Here is a 19,970-nt window from a genome sequence, read left to right as displayed (position 1 = left end):
GCAAATCTTAATGAAGCTTCTACTGCGCCCCTTTAGTTGTTGTAACAACCTTGGAAGGTTTCCTTTATATTTGTTGTGTTGTTACTACGTTTACAATATAATATCGTAACAAGCACATTGTCAACTGCTATTTCTTCGAGTGATTACGGATCTGTAAGCCTTTACAAATATCTTCTGTAAAAATGGTTGTGTACGATTCACCCAACATTGAGTACAATACAAGATAGATACCTTACAAATTTGTAATAACCTATTTTATAAAACGATCATATTCACATCCATTTTGACATATAAGGGGAACGAGAAGATGGAAACGAAACAAGGTACCTCCTTGTATTACGCAGTGAAAGAGAAGCTCTTGGAGTTCATCAAATCAGGAAAGTACAAAATCGGAGATCAACTGCCAACCGAGTCCGAGCTGTGCCAAACCTACGACGTTTCCCGCACAACCATTCGACTTGCGTTGCAGCAGCTGGAGCTTGAAGGGCATATCCAACGTGTTCAGGGCAAAGGAACTTTCGTCTCAAAACCGAAAATACGAGAGTCCATTACGCGAAACATTCGTACCTTTGTCGAGCAAATGAAAGATTTAGGCATCTCCTCGCAATCCAAGGTTCTCGAGTTAGTCGTCGTACCCGCCGATGAAACCTTAGCGGATACCCTTAACATTGAAGAGAAAGATCCCGTCATTAAGCTAGTACGGGTACGTTATGCAGACGCAGAGCCTTTGCAATACGTGACTTCTTACTTGCCTTGGCGAGTTGCTCCAGGGCTTATTAACGATGATTGCACAGGCTCCCTGTTCGATCTTCTGCGCTCCAAGCACGGCGTCGTCATCTCCCGCTCCTTAGAATCCATTGAGCCTGTCCTAATCGACGAAGCCGTCAGCAAGCTGTTGGAAGTTCCCGCAGGTTCGCCGGCCTTCTCGCTGGAATCTCTGACTTACAATGAGAAAGATCAGCCGATCGAGTATTCCTACGGCCTTGTCCGTGGCGATCGATTCAAGTTTACGATGGAGCGGTTTGAGAAGTAAGCAAAAGGTCCCCACAACCAAACAGGCCGCCAATCTGATTGGCAGCCTGTCCATACTCATTTTCTTTTGCACACGAAAAACATCAAAAATCAACCATAAAGGGCTGTAATTCTGGCCTCAAGCAATGCTCAATACGTTGTCGAAAATTTTTCCACGTCACTTTACTTAACCCCTCATCGATTGGGAAATATCTCGTTTCAAGACTTTCTTTGGTTATGGATGGTTGGCCGCCAATTGGCTTTGCTAGAAATAGAATATTCACAGTCGACCTGTCCAGGTTTTGAAAAATGCCGCAAAATCGGATGATTTCAATATCGATTCCTGACTCTTCTTTCGTTTCCCGAATGGCCGCATTTTGTAAGGATTCCCCTGCTTCGACTTGTCCACCCGGCATTTCCCACCCTCTTTTGCGCCCCTTAATTAGCAGTAATTCATTCTGCTCATTGAGCACAATGGTTGCGACTGAAACAGTATGTTTTCGCGATTTCATTTCGTCGTGTTGATCCCTCCTACAACTAGCAATCTACTATGCAAGGGCAATCCCAAGAGGTAGAACTGCCTCCAACGATGTACGCTTTTCGACATAAGATAATGTATTCATGCGACGGTACGCGGTGAACTAGCTCTTGGCCCGTTTTAAAGGGTTCGGATCGGTTCCCCGGACAGATAAGCTTCAATATTCTCAACCGCATCTCGATAAAAAGCCCCGTAATTGGCCTGGGATACGTAGCCGATATGCGGCGTTGTAAGAAGATTCGGCAGCGTTCGGTATAGATCATCTTTCGGAAGCGGTTCAACTTCGAACACATCTACCGCAGCTCCAGCGATCCAGCCATGCTGCAAGGCCTCGGCAAGCGCAGCTTGATCCACGATTGGTGCGCGGGACGTATTGATCAGATACGCCATAGGACGCATACGCTTCAGTTCTTCGGCACGAATTAAACCCCTTGTCCGATCACTGAGTACAAGATGAATGGATATGAAGTCGCTATTTTCCAGAAGCTCTTCCTTCGAACCCGCTAATCTCACGCCAACTTCATCTGCTCGCTCTTTCGTTAAATTTTGGCTCCAGGCGATGACATCCATGCCGAACGCTTGGCCAAACTTGGCGATTTTGCTGCCCAGTTTGCCGAGTCCCAGCACGCCGAGTGTTTTGCCGTACAAATCGGATCCCACCGTACTTTGCCACTGACCGCTGCGAATCGCGTTGTGCTCGCCTACAATGTTGCGGGCTAGTCCCAAAAGCAAAGCCCATGTGAGCTCGGCCGTTGCGTTGCCTGCAGCTCCCGTACCGCAAACGATAACGCCTTGCGATGCGGCTGCTCCCAGATCGATCGACGCATTGCGCATGCCTGTTGTAACGAGAAGCTTCAAGCGAGGCAGGCGGGCTAAAAGCTCTGCACGGAAAGGCGTCCGCTCCCGCATGATCACGACAATCTCGCAGTCGGCAATCTGTTCGACCAAATCGTCGAGTTGATCAATGTGACGATCTATGCTCCTGACCTCGACCCGATCCAAAATCGGCGACCAATCCGCAGCCGTTAAGGCTACTCGCTGGTAGTCATCTAATATCGCACAGCGCAGCTTCATGTTATTTTTCCTCCTACACCGATCAATCTAATTGCCTAGTCTATCCAAACGGAGGACCATAAAATCCTCATCATAGTACGTCCCTTGATACTTTAACGCATGGACCTCTACACCGTATAACTTGAACCCAAGCGACTGATAGAGCTTCTTCGCCGCTTCGTTATCCGACATAACGGCTAGGTTGATCTGCTCGACCCCTTCGCATAGGCTTGCTCGGCGAATAAGCTCAAGCATGAGCGATTTCCCCCATCCTCGCCCTCTTGCTTCCTGCGCCACATACATCCCGAACACATTGCCTTTATGGGCGGTTTTGATGCCATTCTCCCTTACAAACGTTACGATCCCGACCAGCTTTCCCCGTTCATCAAAGGCCCCGAGTACAAACTTATCCTGGCTGGGTTTGATTCGTTCTGCGACCGTTTCCAGCGAAAAGCTCAATTCTCGCTCATACGTCGAACCAAAAGCCTCCGGGTTGTTGCTCAAACCGCTTAATCTGACTGCTTGATAGATCGCAGCATCGTGCTCTTCCAAAACTCTGATTGACATCTCTTATTCCTCCTGCGTCATGGTTGCAGTTCTCTTTTACTTGAATTATACCTGTTTTGACGTCATTATGGAGGCATGAAAAAGCAGTCCAGACGATTTACTCGTCTTGGACTGCTTGTTGTGAGTTTATAGGTTGCGCGGCAGCTCCACCGACACTTCGCGACGGTCAGCTGCTGAGCGAAGCACGCCATCAATAATCGCTTGTTGGATAAGGATTTGATCGCCGGGAATAGGCGCTGGCCTGCCGTCTCTAACCGCTTCGGCGAAATCGTGTACTTTCTGATCGAAGAGATTCAATTGATGCTGAACTAACGTAATCGGGGTCGAGGTAGGGCCGCCGATTTCATCATGGAACAACGTCATGGAACCGATCGATCCGTCCCACACGCCTGACCACGGACCCGTTCCTGCTGGCGTAACTTTCAGCCCTGCATCCGTACCGAGAAACATCGTAGCCCCGAGTGTATCCATGTGCATAGCCCATGAAATTTTGAATTGCAGCACAAGATCATTCTCGAAACGAACCATCGCGACGCCAAAGTCCTCGACTTCGAACTTGCTTGCTTCTGGATGATACTTGGCGTTCGTCCCGAAATGGTTCGACGTAAAGGCCGAAACTGTCAGCGGGCGCGGGTATCCGAGCGTATTCAGCGCCATGTCCAGCGAGTAACAACCAATATCTGCCATCGCGCCAGCGCCTGCGAGTTTGCGACTGATAAAGGTTCCGCCTGGCATGCCACGGCGGCGCCCGCCGCCCGTCTCCACATAATAGACGTTACCGAGACGGCCAGATTGAACAATCGTCTGCAGAAGCTTCATATTCGGATCGTAGCGCGGCTGGAAGCCTAAGCTCAGCATTTTTCCGCTTTCCTTCGCCGCCTGCGTCATGTCGATGGCTTCCTCGAGCGTGACCGACATCGGCTTTTCAAGCAAAACGTGCTTACCTGCACGCAACGAATCAACCGTCGTCACATGATGCGAAACGTTAGGCGTGCATATGCTGACGCCATCAAGCTCCATGCGCAGCAGGTCTGTATGACTGTCGAAAGCCGCCGACTCGGTCAAACCTTCCGCATCCGCAAATAAGGATGCTTTCCCAGGTATAACGTCCGCCACGCCGACGATCTCGACATAAGGCAGCTTTTTGTAAGCAGATACGTGAGCTTTGGCAATACCTCCCGTGCCGATAATACCAATACGCAGCTTTGTGCTCATTGTCTAATCCTTCTTTCTATGTAGGAGTATGAAGTAAACAGTGCCATGGATCGCAATACAGATTGAAGATATCACATCACTGCGGCAAAGTTTAGTTCGAATTGATGTCAAAGGCAGTGTGAATTTACGACACACAGGCGTAATGGAAGGCGTAAACGGAGCCCTGTTACGGACGACTAGAACGGGGAGATTTTCCTTGTCGGAATTGGCAGAAAAGTATACACTTTTAGATAAATGATCGTTTTCCGAAGTAAACAATGGGGAGGCCAACACGATGGCACATGCAGCTGAAATTAAACGAGTAGAAGCTTTACTTCGCCATGCGAAGCAGCTTTCTGGCAGCAACAGCCAGGTTGAAGCAAGAATATCGAGCCTTAGCAGCAGATTAATGGAACTTCAACGTCTTGCTGGGGAGAACTCCGCGGTCAGCGAGACTGCAAGCGCTGCTGAAGAAACAACGATTGAAGCGGCTACAGCGGAAGAGGCACCTGAGGCCGTGTCCGAGGATACGACGAAAGAAGAAGAGGCAGCTCCAGAGCAGTCGGAGTAAGTCAGGCTTTGGCAAAAAAGAAACCGCTCGCCGCGGCCACCATCTGCCGCCCTTCCAATCAGACGCCTACGCGGTGTGGATCCGTTCGGCGGCTGGCTGGGCGACAGGTGCTGCGGCGGCTAGAAGTGAATAGCAGCATGTAAAATTCCATCATCTATCTACAAGCCCGACTACTCCTCAACACCGCAGGCCCTAGCACCCCTGTTTGGGAGTTGGACAGACGTACCTCTATCTGAGCACTGCTTAATTCAGCGGTGATATCATCTACCTTGCCAGACCATGGGCCACCCTCTATTGGGGTCGGGTATAATCGAAATCTCCAACTGATTTCATTTGGGATAAAAGCAAACCCCTCAAAACCATCATAAGCGCCCAACGAGGTTGGAGGAGGCAGATGGTTTGCATGAATGCTTAAACTAGTCCGCGGAAAGCTTGGTGTCAGTTTCACCTTATAAACCAAGGCTGCTCCTTTGGCATTCGGGTAAACTTCATTTATTGCCTCCAGGACTGTGCTGCAAGGCATAGGTACATCCGCTTGTCCATGTTTAGGACTAATAAGGACACTACCCAGCAAGAATAAAACCACAACTGTTTGCTTCATACGATTCCTCCACAAAAATATTGTGGATATTATTTCCAGCTTTGATGGTTATTATGACCCCGCCTGACACATCCATCCCGCAAAGAGACCAGGTGATCGGGTTGAAAAGCAAGGGGCTTAGAAAGCACGCTCTTTCCAAGCCCCAATAATCACATTAGCGTCCAGTTCCTCCGAACGGACCCACTTCGGACGCAATCCGTAATGATCAAATAGTTCAACGGCCAACGGAGCCTGCCTCTCGCTAGTTTCCACCAGCAGAAAGCCCCCATCTGCTAGCCATCGGGAAGCCTCGGTGACGATTCTTCGTTGAACGTCGAGTCCGTCCTTTCCGCCATCCAATGCAATTCTTGCCTCGTGGACACGGGCTTCCATTGGCATGAATTTGATGGAGCCAGTAGGTACGTATGGCGCATTGGCAATCATCACATTGACACGGTTATGAAGCTGAATCGGCAGCGGATCATAGAGATCCCCTTCATACACGATACACTCAGCAAAGTGAAGATTTCGGCGCGCGCACGCCACAGCAGCAGGGTCAATATCAACCGCGTGCAATTGTATGCGCTCAATCCTATCTGCTAATACCAACCCCAAAGCGCCAGAACCACAGCACATATCAACAACTACGTCCCCTGGTTGCGTAAGAGCCACGGCCTGCCCAACCAGAAACTCCGTTCGTTGGCGAGGAACGAAAACACTAGGGTCCAACGCCACGCGCAACCCACAAAATTCCGCCCATCCGAAGATATGCTCAAGCGGAAAACCAGCAACTCTTTTATCAACCATTTGGGCTAGATCGGCCGCATTCGTTGAAGATGACATCAATAATAGTGCCTCATCCTCCGCGTAAACACAACCGGCAGCCCGAAGCCTAGTAACAACTGTTTTTGAGATGGCACATCCATCTGCGCGATAATTCATGTCGTATCCTCCTGCAAGGACTTTGTATGAATACCAGTCTACAGGTCATTACTATTTTACAAAATGTAGAAAATGCTTTTATTTAAACTCTCCTTTAAAATGCAGCACAAACCGCAAAACCGTCGGGGAAAGTTGCTCTTAATTAGCTAGCAAGACTAATAAGCACCCCATATGGGCTTATACTCTCCAAATTATAGGGCATCTCACCTATTACGCATTCGGCGGGTGCCTATAAATCAATTCGCTGCTCGCAAATCAACCTTCTCCTCATCCAAGTAAAGAATCGTTGTGGTTTCCTCGCTCATCGCTTGCGCAAAATGAACCTCAACTGCTCTTTTCTCGTGCCTCACTTCCAGTTGTGTCACGTACAACTGTACAGCTTGCGAAGCTTCATCCGCTGGCAAACACACGGTTATGATCGCTGCACGATCGGTAAAATTCAACCGATAAGCCAGGACAGGCACCTCTTCTTTGGTGCCATAGTTATGGGAGCGCCATCCTTGCTTCACAGTGAGTGACCCTGAAGCATCGCAATTCCCTGTGCTTGCCCAAATCAACCGAACCTGCTCCTCTCCCGACTGCACAGTCATCTCGCTTTCTAAGCGAGAACCTGCTTCGATCCGTGCGCCAGCAGCCAAATGAAACGTTTGTTCAGCCAGATGCTCACCCTCCCCGTCCAACCAATCGACGATAACGAGCAGCGGGAATTTCTTACCGAACAGCAGCCATCTGCGATGACGAACGGGTTCAGACAAGCGTTGGTAACCGTTATGTGAAGCATCGATAAAGTCGAAATCGTCCCCCGTTTGCCAGCGATGCAGCTCCACCTCAGCCTCGGGTTCTCCCCACTTCTGTGTTGACAAATACGGCGTCTGATCCTGCCCATCAACCGTTACCGTGTTATGGGCCGATGTGCCTTTGAAATATCGGCGCCATTCCCCTTCTTGGTACGTGTATCGTCCGCTGTCGCCGAATATCAGTTGCCCTCGGACCATCCACTCCGCATGCAAGGCATCGGCGTGACCATGCGCGCCGCCGAGCGGAGCAGCATCAACAAACACATAGTGCTGTGCATCCCGCATGACATAGTAGCCCGTTTCGGGAAAGCTGACGGTTGCTAGACGCGCTGACTGCGCAGTTGCTGATGTTAGGCCGCCTTCCTCTTGGTTCTTAGCAACCCAACGCAAAAACACCTCTATCCCCATCATCCACAGCAGCTCTTCACTTGCCTCAACCTGCCGCATGATGGTGTCATCGCCCAAAACAGCACTGATGAATCCCACCTTAGCGAGCACATGCGTCGTGCTGTCCGAATCCGACAGCGGAATCGAAGTGCCATCTGGGCGAATCGTTGCGAGGCTAAACGTCAACATCGATCCCAAGCTCTCTTCATAGCGCCGAGAGAACGGACGACCGGTTTGCTTGGCAAGCCAGTACGGTGTGCCGAACATATCCAGCGATGCCGTATGATAGTGAGGCGTCAGCTCTTCCTGAATCCCATCCGCGCGGATTTGATCATGCATGCACAGCTGAAGCCTCTCTCTGGCAAGCTGCCTCCAATATGGCGCATCGGGATGATCCGCCAAAAATGTGCCGATCATGTACAAGCCCTGCATATGCATCGTTGCATGGTTGATCGACGTATCCCCTAGATAGTGCGATAAATAGGAAGCTTGCACAGCTAGACTCGCTTTCATTTCCTGGACGAAAGCCTCCTCCAGCGCGGCACTGTGGCACATCAACATGTAGCCCCATATCCAGGACTGCACACGTAAGCCAACCTCCAGCAATCGCCACGGCCCTGGCCGCTGAAAATAAACAGCATCCCCATACGAGATGCCAATAGGTACCGGATTTTGCTTCAGCCATGAACGAATATGCGCTTGATAAGTCTGCACATAACGATCATCGTCTGTTACCAGGTAAGCGATCCCCAGCTCTCGCAGATGCCAGTGGCGGTTCAAGATCCACGTATACTCCAAATCCTCGGTCGGATTATATAACCAGTCTACGTTGACGCCATGATCGATCCATTCCTCGGACGCCATCGTGTAAGGAAGCTTGAATTGACCTCTCCGTGCATACTCCGCCGTTTCGATGACTTGCTGCATTCGCTCGCTAAAATAGATATGAAACACATCCGCAGCTTCCCTCAGCTGCTCATTCGTTCTATAAAAGTTCATCGACATTGTCGCTCCCTCTCCTCATCCTTTCACCGAGCCGGACGTTACGCTGATGAACGATTTGTTCGCCAGTACGTACACGACGAGAATCGGGATGATCGACATACAAGCGCCTGCCAGCATAATATGCGTTTCCGCTGCAGCCGACGTGCCGTAACGCAAGCTCGCCAAACCAACCGTCAGCGTCTGCAGCGACGGCTTCGTCATGGTGAACACGAGCGGCAAAATGTATTCGTTCCACGCATTACGGAAGACAAACAAGCCTGCAACACCAAGACCTGGCGCTAGCAGCGGAAGCACGATCCGCCAGTAGATGCCGTAAACTGTGCAGCCATCAATCATGGCTGCTTCGTCGAGATCGCGTGGAATGCCCTTAAAGAACCCAAGCAGTGTGAAGAACGTCGCCGCATGCCCGCTGATGAGAATAATAATGACGCCCCACAGCGATTTCTGCAGATGGAGATGGACCATTAATTCAAATTGCGGGCGCAGCACAACGGCTCCAATGGAGATAAACATCGTCGAAGCCAAGATCGCGACGAACAGCTTTTTACCGACAAATTCCTTCCGATCCACCGCATAAGCGGCTAATGACGCCACAAGCAGCGATCCCAGCGTTGTAACAACGGCAACAAACAAACTATTGAATGTAAATTGCCCAAAATTGGCGCCTTTCCACGCTTTGGCATAATTGTGAAATTGCCATACCGATGGCCAAAAGGTTGCTCCTGTCGTTACCTCTGCATTCGTTTTAAATGAACCAAACATGGCCATGACGACGGGAAATAGCGTAAAGAGGAAGATTAGCAGTAAAAATGCCCAAAGCACAATGCCCCCTGCTAACTTTGCGACCAGAAGAGACACGTTACCCGGCTGAGCGGCTGTATTCCGGTTCGTAGTTGGTGCAGGTACCGATTCCATCCGAGAACCCTCCTAATCTTGTAAGTTATTAAGTCGTCTCGACAAATAAAAATAGCCCAGTGTGACGATACCGACGATCAGGGCTGACACAAATCCGACTGCGCTGCCATACCCAATTTGCTGTTGCACAGCGCCGCCCGCAGACGAAATCGGGAAAAAGAGCTTATACACATAGAGGTACATCACCTCTGTTTTGCCGATCGGACCGCCTTCCGTTAGCACCATAATACTTTCATAACCTTTTAAAGCAGCTGTAATCGCAAGCAATACGATCATTTGCAAGACTGGCCCCAACATCGGCACTGTCACATAGAAAAATTTTTTCCACCCATTAGCACCGTCGATTGCTGCGCTTTCATAGACATCCTTCGGAATATTTTGCAGGCCGGCGAGGAACAAGAGCATGTAGTTGCCAATTGCGCCCCAAACGGCAATGATAATCATCGTGAGCATGGCGAACTTCGTGCCCAGCCAATCCACATTCGCGTGCACGATACCGTATTTCACCAAATATTGGTTCAGAATCCCGTTATAGGAGTTGAAAATGACATAAAATACGACCGACATAACAGCTGTACTTATGACGGTCGGCAGGAAATAAATCGCGCGCAGGAGATGCCTGCCCCGCAGACGCTGATTGAGAATAACGGCCAAAATAAGAGCGATTGGCAGTGTCAGCACAATTTTGCCCGCCGCATAAACTAGGGTATTCAGCACCGAATGCCAATACATCTCATCCGACGCCAGTCGTCTAAAATTATCAAAACCGATGAATGTCATCTTGCCATAACCTGGATAGCTGTAGAACATGTATCGCATGGCCCACCCGATCGGATAGATGCTGAGCGCCAAAGTCAGGAACAAACTCGGAAATGTAAGGATATAGGGGGCTAGCGCATGCTTCCGGTTTTTCATATCAAAGCTCCTTTCCGCACATCAATCTCTCTACAAAACGAAGCTATTCGCGCCCAACCATCAGACCCGAATAGCTTCTTATCTACGGCAGTATCGTTATTTCGCCATCGTGCCTTGCAAATTTTTCGCATCAAAATCCGGCATCGGCTTATTGGTAGTCGAACCTGCCTGCCTTGCTTTATCAAGTGCAGCATTGTAACGTGCAGCAAGGTCGGCCGTTATTTTGTTCACGTCCCCACCTTCCAGAATGTATCTCAGCGCTTCATCTCCCACGTTTTTCCCTTCTGGTGTAACGGCAGGAACGACTGGATACAAGGCATCATATTTATTCGGAATGAAGAGGTCCATATTCGGGAAGCTCGGCTTCTTAGCCACGGCTATGACATCAGGCACGGCCGATATGCCTACACTGTCTTCTTGGTACGTTTTGAGCACATCCGGCGAGTACATATTCTCAAGGAACTTCCAGGCTTTGGCTTTGTTCGCCGATTTAGCGCTAATCCCGAGCCAGACCGTCGCATTGGAGAATTGGGCTGCCCCATTGATGGTGCCGTCAATCGTTGGAACCGGCGCTGCACTCCATTTAATTTTGGCTGGGAACTGATTCTTATACACACCAGGTTCGCTTGCGTGGTTGATGTACATACCGATTTTACCTTCAGCGAATTGAGCGCGCAGTGGGTCGATATCGAGCAGCTCAAAGCCCGGAATCATGCTGCCATCGGTCTTCATCTTACGCAGCGCTTCAAGCATCGGGATATGGCTGGAGAAGTCGAATTTGCCTGTTTTAAAATTGAAGCCTGACAAGTTGCCTGTGCTAAGCGCAACAATTGGATCCGCCGTTCTGGAGAAACCGCCATTATTTTTAAAGTTGCCAGCGAAGCCGTAAGCACCGATATCTTTGCCTGCAACCGTCAGCTTCTTCGCAACTTCAACCATTTCATTCAACGTCTTTGGCGGGGCGGCAATGCCGGCTTTTTGGAATAAATCAACGTTGTAAATTAAGCGCCATGTGATGCCGTAATTCGGAAGCGAGTACACTTTGCCGTCAACTTTGTTTCCATCATCGATAATCAAATTCGTAAAGCGCTTTTTAAAATCAGGCGTCATGAAGGAGTCCAGCGGTTCGAGGTACCCTTTTTTCACAAAAGGAGCAAAGTTAGAGCCTGACATCTTGATGATATCCGGCGCTTGATTGGAAGCGAACGCGACATCGAGCGATTGCTCATAATTGTCAGCCATAATTGTGACTTCAACTTCAATGTTATCTTTGTTCTCCGCATTGTACTTCGCGACTTCCGCTTTGATATGGTCAGAAGCCCCGCGATCGTTCGTCCAATAGGTCAGTTTAGTTTTGGGACCTGTTGCTGCTGCTGTTGCCGTGCTTGCCTGCGGAGATGTTGCCGGCGCAGTTGTTGCCGTACTGCTCGACGATGGTTTAGTCGTTCCGCTTCCGCAAGCGGATAAAGTAACCAGAAGCGCAGCGGAAAGTACAAGCTGAAACGGTTTCTTTTGCATGAATGGTAAGCCTCCCTTTGTGTATATCCAAGTGTTTACAACCCAAGTGTAAGCGAATTCAGGCAGGCTGAGAGGAGGGCAAAACAACTTTCGACGGGGAATATTTTACGGTTTATAGGCTTGTTTGAAATCGGTCGGTGTCATGCCCGTATACTTCTTGAACACGTCCGTAAAGTAGGAGCGATCCTCATAGCCGAGGCTGAGCGCGACTTCTTGCACTTGGCTGTCGTTCAGCAACATCTCTTTGGCACGCTCGATACGCAGTCCTGTCATATAGTGAATAAGGGTTGTGCCCGTCACCTTTTTAAATAAATTGGCAAAATAGCTGGCGCTCAAATACACGTGCTTCGCGAGTTCGTTCACGGTCACGTTTTTATCGAGATTGTCCTTCATGTATTGTATTGCTCGCGTGATGACCGAAGACGCCTCTTCTTCCTTCTGTGCCTGCAGCCATCGGCATCCCTCCACAACAACTTGTTTCAGCACCTCGATCAGCTGAGGCTGGTTCAATTGTTCACCGCGTTTCAGTCGTTCAAGGAGGTTCGTCAAGCTGTCAACGGTGGCTGCGTCGGATAGCTTTTCGGAAAAAGTGCGGCACATCAGCAAGCCGATATCGTAGCATACCTGAACAAAATGATTCGGCGTTACGCCCGCATAGCAGTGAATCATTGCGTTCAACAGTGGCAAAGCCTTCTCCTGATTGCCCATACGCAGCAAGTTAAACAGCTCTTTTTCCTGCTCGGCGCTATGCCGGAGAACGGGCAGCGTTCGATGAGCAATGTCTTCGTATAGGAAAACACTATTGCCTCCTGTATAAAAATTGTGCGACAGCGCCTCAGAAGCTTGTTGATAGGCAGCAGGCAAGCCCTGAATGGAACTTGCATTCTTACTGACGCCGATCGATACGGTGTATCTCGAATAGTTCATTACATGCTCCCGGCAAGCTTCGGCTAGAACGGCAGGTTCGGCTGGTGTATTGAGCAGACATACGAATCCGTATAGATGTTCTCGGAACACAACCGCTTTGGTAACGGAGGCAAGAGTTTCTTCTAGAATGTTTTTCACAGCAAAACGAGCAAGTTCTACGTCATGGATGGAGGTATCCTCCAACCCTTTGGCGAAGCCGTCCATCTCGACGCACATAAGCGTCAGATGTTTGTGATTCAAATCCATTTTTAAATAATCCCAACGCTCCCGAAGCATCGCTTCATTCGCCATATAACGCAGTAATAAATGCAAATACTCCTGGCGGAGCAGCGGCATACTTTCCTTGATTTGACGTTCCATCTCCGTTTGCTTGGCGAACTGTGTGCGATCTAGCACTACCTGCTCCCTTGCCTTGTCGACGACGGTTTCAATCGCGGATTTCAGGAACGGCTTCGCCAGAAAGTCGAATGCCCCGAGCCTGATCGCCTGTTGGGCGTATTCGAAATCCGTATATCCGCTCAGCAGAATCACCTTACAGGTCGGCAGGATCGCCATAATCCGCTGCGTCATTTCTAATCCGTCCATGCGTGGCATTCGAATATCCGTGAGCACAATATCAGGCCGAAGCTCTGTCACCATATGCAGCCCATCTTCGCCGTTCCCCGCCGTTCCCACCACCTGTACCCCGTGTGTTTCTTCGTTAAGAAGATCCGCTATGCCGCGGACAACACTTTTAATATCATCGATAACACACAGTGTAATCGGTCTGTCTTTCATTCTTCCAACGCCTCCTTAATCGGAATGGTGATGACGACTTGCGTTGATTCGAACGGAGTGCTAGACAGTACCATCTCGGCTTCGCCTCCGTAATACAGCTGCAATCGGTTGTAGACGTTGCGCAACGCGTAACCTTTGCGGCCGGATGTTGGTATTCTTAGCGATGTATACACCTTGTCAGCATCAAACCCTGAACCGTTATCCTCTATCAAAATGTGAAGCTTGCCTGCTCGCAGCGAGAGTTCAATACGGATTACCCCCCCAGACTCCATATGCTCGAAGCCGTGTAACAAGCTGTTCTCAACAACTGGCTGAAGCACGACCTTCAGAATTGGGCATTGCAGAAGAACTTCGTCTTGAACGATGATTTCGAATTCGAAAAGCTCCTCGTAACAGAGCTGTTGAATGGTCAAATATTGGCGGACGTGGGAAATCTCCTTCTCGACGCTCGTCATTTCCTCCCCATTGTTCAGCCCCAGTTGGAACAGCTGGGAGAGTGCGATGACCATGACCTTGGAGCTGTCGAGCTCACCCATTTCCATTTTCCAAATAATTGTATTCAGCGTGTTATACAAAAAATGAGGAGAGATCTGCGCTTGCAGCGCCTTAGCCTCCGATTTGCGCTTGTCCTGCTCAGCCTTCTTCACCTCGTCGATCAGCTCGGTAATTTCCATAAGCATACTGTTAAACTTGTGACCTACCTGGCTGACTTCGTCTTGGAAAGGGCTCGAGTAGCGCACCGATAAATCATTGCGGCCAACCTTGCTCATCAGCGTTTGCAGGTAATAGAGCGGCTTCAGCAAGATGGCGGACAGCAGGTTCGATACGAATACCGCCATGATAATACAGACGAGCATCGTCAATATCGTTGCCCACTGAATCCAGTTCAGCTCCTTCAGGAGTTCAGAACGAGATTGTACACTGAGCAGCAGCCAATCCGGGTTAAATTGGGCTCTGGCGTAGTTCACCAGGTCGTTGTGACCCTTCAACTTCACCTCGAAATGCCCCTGTTTGCTGGAGCCAATGTGCGCATCCAAAAAGTTTTTATCGTAGCTGTCCGGTAAGCGTGGCTGATTCATTAAAACGCTTTCAGCAGCATCGTTGATGAGATATATATGCTGGTCTGCTGGCTCTTTCAGACGGTCGGATAACATCCCTTGAATCGATTTCTCATTCAGATTGACAACAAAATACATATTCGGCGCCTCGTTGATCGATTGCATGACGAGCGAGATGACACGATCTTTGCCCTGAAAAATCAAATCCTCATGGCCTTTCACCCAAAGCGGCTCTTTACTGTCTTTCACCTTGGTAAACATGTCGGAGTCGTAGAACGAGAACGCTTGGTTGCGGTAATAACTTGCCGAATAAAATTCTCCAATCGGTGTCGCGATAAAAATAGATTCGATGGCCGGCTCAGCCAATTTCGCTTGCGTGAAAGATGTATTCATTGCTGTCATATGGGCGTAGTAGCTGTCTGCTTTCCCTACATAAGCATCCTTCGCCATCTGAATAAACGGCTGCGAAATCATAATATTCAAGACCGAAACCAAAATTTGCTTCACCTTCTCATCCAGCACGCGAGCGGACGTATTCAGATTGTCCTGGCTAAGCTGGAAGGTGTTCTTCTCAATGACTCTGGCACTTATATAGTAAGAAAGTCCGCCCATGGTGCCAATTGAAAAAGCAATCAGCAGAACAAAGGAGACCCACATCCGTTTCTTAAGCGTGAGCTTGTACAGGAATGTTCTCAATATTTGCCACCTCCTGATGCTCATTGTAGCGCAAACGCTCTCAATCGGCATCAGGAATATGAAAGAGCGCCCCTAAGACGCTTCGAAACCTAAAAAAAAGCCCTCCCATTGTCATTTCTGAATGACGAAGGGAGAGCCTCTTCTTTCATTATCAATAAGGTTCCACACGATCTGGCAGTTGGGAAACATAGCTATCGGATAATTGCAAAAGCTTCAGGGCTCGATTAAATTCGTCTTCTGTCGCCGACTGATGCTCATTGGCATTTCCAGCAAGCGTGTAATAGTTCCCATCTTCAAAACCCTTCCCGGACATGAACAGTTCTTCGCTGTTGACGAATGACCCTGTTGGCAGGTAGTAACGTTGTGGCAGCAGATTGTACGTCGTTTGGTTCAGTAAATCTTGCCCAAAATGCACATAGTCGTTCAGCGGCACCCCTAAGAGGTTCGCAACGGTTGGCAGCACATCGACTTGACCGCCAAGCTGCGTCAGCACCATCGGTGTTGTCACGCCTTCGGCAGCGATAATGAGCGGGATGTTAATCAGCTCTTTCTCGGCATATTCATGCCCCAGAACCTCGATCATCAGCGCTTTATCTTCATCTTTTAACGAAAATAAAGGCAGTCCGCGGTGATCGCCGTAGAGAACGACAACACTGTTATCCCAAATCCCCCGCTGCTTTAGATCTTCGATGAACAAGCCAAGTGCATAATCCGCATAATTTTCAGCACGCATATAGTCGCCTACGAAGGTACCCTCATATCGCTCAGGGAGTACCATCTTGTATTTCTCTTCCGGAATCGTAAACGGATTGTGCGAACTCATGGAAATCACATGTGCGTAAAAAGGCTGATCTTGCGATTGAAATGCCGCCAATTCTTCCGCTGTCTTGCGGTACAGCACTTCATCCGACGAACCGTAGAAGAAGGCATCCTCATCTTGGAAATAGGATTTATCGTAATACCGATCGTAGCCGATTGCCTTGTATAAGTCATCCCGATTCCAGAAGCTGACTTCATTCGTATGGAAATTCATCGTCGTGTATCCTTGATCTTTGAGCAGCTTCGGAAGGCTCGGCAGGTCCTTCTTGCCATACACCTGCGTCGCGGCGCCCTCGGGCGGTACATAGTAGGACGTGTTGATGATGAACTCCGCGTCCGACGTGTTGCCTTGACCAATTTGCTGATAAAATTTAGGGAAATAATAGCTGGATTGCGCTAATTTATTCAAGTTCGGCGTAATTTCTTGTCCATCAATGTTGAGGCCGATCAGAAAATTTTGCATGGACTCCATCTGGATGATGATCAGATTTTTGCCCTTGGCCGCGCCTTGCAGGTTCGGCTGGTCGACGGCGGTTTTGTTTTTTAGTTCTTCAATAACAGGTTGCGTAATGAGATCCGCGCTGATCATCTCTTCTTTTTTATGAGAGAGCAGGTTATACATTTCGTAATTTAGAATGCCCATTTTACTCGCTTTTACATTTTCATTAAACGAACTGCGGTTGGGGATGACGCTAATCGCGCAAAGTAAGATGGAGAAGCAAGCCACACTGGTTACCAGTTTCAAGCTAATTGGCCTCCACGATCGGGACTTCGGTCTGAAGAAAGACAAGAAGCCCATCACCACAATGTCCAAAAAGAAGAGCAAATACTGAGGCTCGATGACCGAGAAAATACTCTTTTTGACCGCGCCCACTTGCTTCGCCTGACCTAATACGTGATACGTCGCAATGACGCCAAAATGCTTGTAATAGAGAACGAGTGCAAAAAACAATATCGTAATCACAAAATCAACGGCGAGGTACCAAGCGAGTTTGTGCTTTTTGACCACATATTCGATGACGCAGCAGGTAATTAAAATGGCTGGAATTTCGGTCATCAAAATACGAGCCGATGGTCCCGTTTCGAATAAAATCATCCACGCCACATAGATTTTAATGACAATGATCAAGGGAAAAATTAAGAATCTATGATTGAGCCGTTCCAACATGCCGCACGCTCCTTTCACTATCTAATAGTTAAACTGTGAAAATAGTATATCACTCCACATTTACCTGGTACATGGTTGATTTTAGTTAAAAAAGAGAAAGCCCCTACCCAGACCACTCTTGCGAAGAGTGAGCCTGGAATAGAGGCCTATTATAAGTGCGGAGCATCCCTTTTTTCACAAAAGAGACTGGAAGGCATGCCGAATGACATCTCCTCTGCTAATAATGCCGGCAAGGACGCCTCGTTTCAGCACGGGGAGTTTTTTGATGCGCTTTTTACCCAAAATAGCAGCAATTTGCTCGATATCCTCATCAATGTCTACGGCGATAACCTTCTTCTGCGCGATTTTCATCACATTCATCGGAAGCAGATTGCAAACACGCTCATGAAACTCTTCGTTATCCCCTTTGATAATGGCGGTGTAAAGATAAGTCCCGAATAGATAGTCGTCATGTTTGCCAATGTAACGCATAATATCTCCATCGCTAATGTAAGCAACGACTTCATTCCGATCATTCACAACAGGTAAACCACTGATGCGATGTGTGAGAAATTTCTCAATAACCACGCGAACCGTATCGTCTTCCTTCACTTTAAACACTTGGCGTACCATCATGTCTTGTGCCTTCATAACGTGTCCCTCCCGTCTATGATTGCCTGATATCCACTTAAGAACTAGGACTAGTTATATACTTGTATTATACAACCAATTAGGGTAGAGTCAATCCATAACCACCTCTGTTCAAATGATATTCAAACCATGAGGGGTATGTTACGATACAAGCAGTAAAGTATGCCAATTGCCTATAAAATGAGGTTACCCTATGTCCAAACATCCTGCCGAGACGATCGAGCTCGAATTAGCTATACTCATGCGCCGTTTCCTTGCGGCAACTACACATCTGAAAGTCGGTATGCTGGATCGCTCCGCTTACCTGCTGCTTCATCAAATCTCGAAACACGGTTCCGCTGGCGTCAAAGCGTTAGCCGAAGAATTTCATCTGGATATCTCCACGCTGAGCCGGCAAGCTGCCGCCTTGGAACAAAAAGGATACGTGTACCGCATCCCCGATCCCCAAGACGGCCGTGCCTATACGCTGCAAATTACCGAGGATGGCTCCCGGGAATTAGCTCACACGATGAAAGTCCGTTCCGAATTTGTAGCTGATCTTCTACAAGAGTGGTCGACGGATGAGCAACAGCGTTTCGGGGAGCTTCTGACGAAATTTAATCGTACAGCATTTGTGGAGCGATGAACAAATCGGCAAACTCGACATTGACAGTACATAACCAATTATTCACAGGATAAAAACAAACAGATTCCTAATAATAATGTAGGCTTCAAGGGAGATCCCTTTGCCAACAAGACTATTATTAGGAGGAACAGTACAAATGAACCAATATGGACAGCAAAGTCTAAACCAAGCGCCGCAATCGTCCTATTCAAATGGGTACACTAATCTTAATACCTCACAGCCGGTCATTTCTCATTACGGTGGCTATCAGGCTCACAATTCCCCGTATAGCTTGCAACCTAGCCATTCATCTCAATTAAATTCTTCCTCTCAATACGTGTCTCAGCCAGTCATTTCTCATTACGGTGGTTACCAGGCTCAGAATGCCCCTTATAGTATTCACCCTAACTATACATCCCAAATGAATGGTAACTCTCAGAACGCCTCACAGCCAGTTATTTCTCACTACGGCGGCTATCAGGCTCAGAATTTACAACACAGCATGCAGCCTAACTACTCTTCAAACGCCTCACAGCCAGTCATTTCTCATTACGGCGGCTATCAGGCTCAGAATTCCCAATACAGCATGCAGCCTAACTACTCTTCAAACGCCTCACAGCCAGTCATTTCTCATTACGGCGGCTATCAGGCTCAGAATTCCCAGCACAGCATGCAGCCTAACTACTCTTCAAACGCCTCACAGCCAGTCATTTCTCATTACGGCGGCTATCAGGCTCAGAATTCCCAATACAGCGGATATCCACAACAAGGATCAATGGCATCCTCTCAACCGGTCATCGCGCACTACGGGTATTCCAGTAACTAATTCTTCGAATAATTAAATTGAGGACCTTCATCTCTAAGTGTTGAGAGATGAGGGTCCTTTTTTCGAAAAGGTATTTTATTTGAAATAGTACCTTGACAGTAACAGTACTATGTCGTATTGTATAAGTGTGAGGTGATTACATGAGCGAGAACAAACTTACATCCGACTTGCTTCGAGGACATACCGATACGATGATTTTACGACTCTTATCCGAAGCAGACCGCTATGGCTACGAAATTGTCAAACTGATCTCCGAACGCTCAAGCGGTGAATATGAATTAAAGGAAGCGACGATGTACTCCAGCGTCAGACGGCTTGAAACCGACGGCGATATCGAGTGGTACTGGGGTGATGAATCACAAGGCGGACGCCGTAAGTATTTTAGGATTACCGAAAAAGGCAAGGTTACTTATGATCGCAACAAAAACAACTGGGAGTATTCGAAGCGCGTGCTAGAAAACTTATTATAAGG

19 protein-coding genes are annotated in these 19,970 nt (G+C 48.5%); 5 read left to right on the top strand and 14 right to left on the bottom strand.

Going from position 1 to position 19,970, the window contains the following annotated elements; translation table 11 throughout:
- Positions 1-307: 307 nt before the first annotated feature.
- A complete protein-coding gene (locus MJB10_RS04225) occupies positions 308-1,033 on the top strand; it encodes a GntR family transcriptional regulator (RefSeq protein WP_314802028.1) in 726 nt (241 codons plus the stop codon).
- 82 nt (positions 1,034-1,115) lie between these two features.
- Here the strand turns inward: MJB10_RS04225 and MJB10_RS04220 are convergent, their stop codons facing one another.
- From MJB10_RS04220 to MJB10_RS04205, 4 genes are all read right to left on the bottom strand, one after another.
- Entirely contained in the window at positions 1,116-1,523 is a 408-nt protein-coding gene (locus tag MJB10_RS04220; protein WP_314802026.1) for an NUDIX hydrolase, read from the bottom strand.
- 146 nt (positions 1,524-1,669) lie between these two features.
- Positions 1,670-2,623 carry a D-2-hydroxyacid dehydrogenase family protein gene (locus MJB10_RS04215; protein ID WP_314802024.1) on the bottom strand — a complete coding sequence of 318 codons (954 nt, stop codon included), beginning with the start codon at positions 2,621-2,623 and terminating at the stop codon, positions 1,670-1,672.
- A 27-nt stretch (positions 2,624-2,650) separates the two neighbouring features.
- On the bottom strand, positions 2,651-3,169 hold the full coding sequence (locus MJB10_RS04210; RefSeq protein WP_314802022.1) for a GNAT family N-acetyltransferase: 519 nt from the start codon (positions 3,167-3,169) through the stop codon (positions 2,651-2,653).
- Positions 3,170-3,295: 126 nt separating this feature from the next.
- Entirely contained in the window at positions 3,296-4,384 is a 1,089-nt protein-coding gene (locus MJB10_RS04205) for a Gfo/Idh/MocA family protein (protein ID WP_314802020.1), read from the bottom strand.
- A 274-nt stretch (positions 4,385-4,658) separates the two neighbouring features.
- On the opposite strand from MJB10_RS04205, the gene MJB10_RS04200 reads away from it, so the two are divergent.
- Positions 4,659-4,934: a hypothetical protein gene (locus MJB10_RS04200; protein ID WP_314802018.1), complete on the top strand. Its 276-nt coding sequence runs from the start codon at positions 4,659-4,661 to the stop codon at positions 4,932-4,934.
- Positions 4,935-5,088: 154 nt separating this feature from the next.
- Here MJB10_RS04200 and MJB10_RS04195 read toward each other — a convergent pair whose 3' ends face one another.
- The 10 genes from MJB10_RS04195 to MJB10_RS04150 all read right to left on the bottom strand — a co-directional run bounded on the left by MJB10_RS04195 (position 5,089) and on the right by MJB10_RS04150 (position 18,068).
- The gene (locus tag MJB10_RS04195) at positions 5,089-5,535 is read right to left on the bottom strand and encodes a hypothetical protein (protein ID WP_314802016.1); all 447 of its coding nucleotides are present in this window, start codon (positions 5,533-5,535) and stop codon (positions 5,089-5,091) included.
- Positions 5,536-5,652: 117 nt separating this feature from the next.
- Positions 5,653-6,456 carry a putative protein N(5)-glutamine methyltransferase gene (locus MJB10_RS04190; RefSeq protein ID WP_314802015.1) on the bottom strand — a complete coding sequence of 268 codons (804 nt, stop codon included), beginning with the start codon at positions 6,454-6,456 and terminating at the stop codon, positions 5,653-5,655.
- A gap of 236 nt (positions 6,457-6,692) precedes the next feature.
- Positions 6,693-8,639, bottom strand: coding sequence for an alginate lyase family protein (locus MJB10_RS04185; protein WP_314802013.1), 1,947 nt, complete (start codon positions 8,637-8,639; stop codon positions 6,693-6,695).
- A 21-nt stretch (positions 8,640-8,660) separates the two neighbouring features.
- Positions 8,661-9,560, bottom strand: a complete 900-nt coding sequence (locus MJB10_RS04180; RefSeq protein WP_314802012.1) for a carbohydrate ABC transporter permease — start codon at positions 9,558-9,560, stop codon at positions 8,661-8,663.
- 12 nt (positions 9,561-9,572) lie between these two features.
- A complete protein-coding gene (locus tag MJB10_RS04175; protein WP_314802010.1) occupies positions 9,573-10,475 on the bottom strand; it encodes a carbohydrate ABC transporter permease in 903 nt (300 codons plus the stop codon).
- A gap of 96 nt (positions 10,476-10,571) precedes the next feature.
- Positions 10,572-11,993, bottom strand: a complete 1,422-nt coding sequence (locus MJB10_RS04170; protein WP_314802008.1) for an ABC transporter substrate-binding protein — start codon at positions 11,991-11,993, stop codon at positions 10,572-10,574.
- A gap of 105 nt (positions 11,994-12,098) precedes the next feature.
- Positions 12,099-13,697, bottom strand: coding sequence for a response regulator (locus tag MJB10_RS04165; RefSeq protein ID WP_314802006.1), 1,599 nt, complete (start codon positions 13,695-13,697; stop codon positions 12,099-12,101).
- The gene (locus MJB10_RS04160; RefSeq protein WP_314802004.1) at positions 13,694-15,451 is read right to left on the bottom strand and encodes a sensor histidine kinase; all 1,758 of its coding nucleotides are present in this window, start codon (positions 15,449-15,451) and stop codon (positions 13,694-13,696) included. Before MJB10_RS04160 ends, MJB10_RS04165 begins: the two co-directional genes overlap by 4 nt.
- 151 nt (positions 15,452-15,602) lie before the next feature.
- Positions 15,603-17,438, bottom strand: a complete 1,836-nt coding sequence (locus tag MJB10_RS04155) for an LTA synthase family protein (RefSeq protein ID WP_314802002.1) — start codon at positions 17,436-17,438, stop codon at positions 15,603-15,605.
- A gap of 174 nt (positions 17,439-17,612) precedes the next feature.
- Positions 17,613-18,068 carry a CBS domain-containing protein gene (locus tag MJB10_RS04150; protein ID WP_314802000.1) on the bottom strand — a complete coding sequence of 152 codons (456 nt, stop codon included), beginning with the start codon at positions 18,066-18,068 and terminating at the stop codon, positions 17,613-17,615.
- A 193-nt stretch (positions 18,069-18,261) separates the two neighbouring features.
- Between MJB10_RS04150 and MJB10_RS04145 the strand changes: the two genes are divergently transcribed.
- The 3 genes from MJB10_RS04145 to MJB10_RS04135 all read left to right on the top strand — a co-directional run bounded on the left by MJB10_RS04145 (position 18,262) and on the right by MJB10_RS04135 (position 19,968).
- The gene (locus tag MJB10_RS04145; protein ID WP_314801998.1) at positions 18,262-18,693 is read left to right on the top strand and encodes a MarR family winged helix-turn-helix transcriptional regulator; all 432 of its coding nucleotides are present in this window, start codon (positions 18,262-18,264) and stop codon (positions 18,691-18,693) included.
- A gap of 136 nt (positions 18,694-18,829) precedes the next feature.
- The gene (locus MJB10_RS04140) at positions 18,830-19,498 is read left to right on the top strand and encodes a hypothetical protein (protein ID WP_314801996.1); all 669 of its coding nucleotides are present in this window, start codon (positions 18,830-18,832) and stop codon (positions 19,496-19,498) included.
- Between the two features lie 140 nt (positions 19,499-19,638).
- Positions 19,639-19,968, top strand: coding sequence for a PadR family transcriptional regulator (locus tag MJB10_RS04135; protein ID WP_314801995.1), 330 nt, complete (start codon positions 19,639-19,641; stop codon positions 19,966-19,968).
- Positions 19,969-19,970: the final 2 nt, after the last annotated feature.

This window comes from Paenibacillus sp. MBLB1832 (assembly GCF_032271945.1).
Classification (GTDB): Bacteria; Bacillota; Bacilli; order Paenibacillales; family NBRC-103111; genus Paenibacillus_E; species Paenibacillus_E roseopurpureus.
The sequence above is the reverse complement of the archived record's forward strand: the minus strand, read 5'-3'. Positions and strand labels throughout refer to the sequence as shown.